The 1,790-nt window shown below is 46.1% G+C and carries 1 protein-coding gene; it reads right to left on the bottom strand.

Annotated elements, in window-relative coordinates:
• Positions 1 to 42 precede the first annotated feature (42 nt).
• Positions 43 to 1,653, bottom strand: coding sequence for a T9SS type A sorting domain-containing protein (locus E1163_RS00725; RefSeq protein WP_155168610.1), 1,611 nt, complete (start codon positions 1,651 to 1,653; stop codon positions 43 to 45).
• Positions 1,654 to 1,790: the final 137 nt, after the last annotated feature.

Below are 1,790 nucleotides of genomic sequence, written 5' to 3'. Positions count from 1 at the left end.
AGAACGAAGGCAACACCTCCGTTCCTCTTATTAAAAACCTTCTCATTCCTTCATCAAATTGAGGTAGTATACTTCGTCTCCTTCCACGGTAATCATGTACATTCCGACATCCAAGTCGCGAATATCCAGTTCAATAGAGGTTTCTGCATTTTTTATTTCAATTAGGCGAATGAGCTTGCCTGAGGTGTCCATAATTTTTACTGCTTTTACGTTTTCTCCCATCTGGCTTATGTCAAGTGTGGTGAAAGTGCTGGCAGGATTTGGAAATAATTTCAGGCTTGTGCCCTTTGACTGATTTTCTACTGCATCAGCAAGGTTATCCAATCCTTGTGCCCTTAGTTGAGCAGCAAGGCCGGGTACGTTCAATTCATTGACCAGGTCTTCAAAGTGCTGCATATCACTGCGCTGGGGTTGTATTTTGCCATTTCTGGCTGTCGCTAACTGTGTATTGCAATTTTGATCCTGCCTGAACTGGTCAAATTTTGCTTTGCTCACCAGCAAGGCTATCGGGGCACATTCGCGATGCAGGAATGGGCCGAGCGGAACAGCAGCTACGCGGCCTCCGGCACCCCGAAGAAAGAAATTAAACCAGGCCACCAGCGAATTGGCAGGATCTACCTGATCATCGCTTGTGCAGTAGTACAAGCGCATTTCTGTTTTGGGTGTCCACGCGTACAGGTTGTTTTTTCGTAATGCACTGTTTGCAGGATGAAAATAATTATTCTCCACACTGCTAAGAAAATCATTCTGGAAAATGGTTTTCCAGTTGGCCGGTAGTTGTGCATCAATCTGCTCTACGGACAAGGAGCCGTCTAGCAGTACCGGGATTTGTTGATCATAAGGAGAAACATACACATCTGATAAAGAACTGTAAATATTACCGTAAACCTCCTGGTATCCCTGCAAAACGTAAGGCAAAAAAGAGGGGTTGGGATAGAAGGGGTTGTCAAAGGCAAAGTCTTTTTGTGTACCCGACAGATCATAAGGACCTGCCCCGGCGGCGACATATTCCAGATTAAATTCACTGCCATGGTTACGCTCTATTTCCCGTTGGGTGGCCAGTGTGGCATGGCCTCCCTGTGAATAGCCCGCTATAAATACCTGACCGTTCAGCCCAACACCCAAAGTACCGCATAACTGCCGCGAAGCACGCATCATGTCTATGGACGCAGTGGCTTCACTTTGGGCATGCACATAAGGGTGGACTCCCGGGCTTTCGCCGAGACCTATATAATCCGGCAAAGGCACCACATAACCGTCAGTGGCCATGGCCCAGCCGATGGCACCTTCAACACCACTTAGGTTGGAAGGTACACTGGCTTCATCCAGGATCGTACCGTGAAGATATGCTGCCAAAGGGGCATCACATGGGTAAGGCTTGGGTATGTAAAGAGCACCGGAGGCTATAGTTGGCGCTCCCTGGCCATCCACTGTATGATAAATCAATTTGTAAACCTGAACATCAAAAGTGGTCGGTATTAAGAAGTCCACAAAGATACCCGGAATGCCTGTAGCTCCGGTTAGTAAGTCATCAATCTGATCGGTATCCTTCTCATCGATCAGCTCATAACTGATCAACTCCCCGCGATCCTGAGCAGGTAGTTGAAAATAGCAGAATAATGCCAGTACGAGGGTAAAGATATTTCTTTTCATAGGAATATGGGTTTAGGTGAAACATACTGTTATAGGGTTTAAACATTTCTGCGCCAGGTATTTCCCTTTTATGCCAAAAACCTCATCCTTTCAAAATGTACCTTCTTTTGCCTTATGGTATAGGGTTTCTATACAAT

The organism is Fulvivirga kasyanovii (assembly GCF_009711405.1).
GTDB lineage: Bacteria > Bacteroidota > Bacteroidia > Cytophagales > Cyclobacteriaceae > Fulvivirga > Fulvivirga kasyanovii.
Note: the sequence above shows the minus strand (reverse complement) of the source record. Positions and strands in the feature narration are given on the sequence as shown.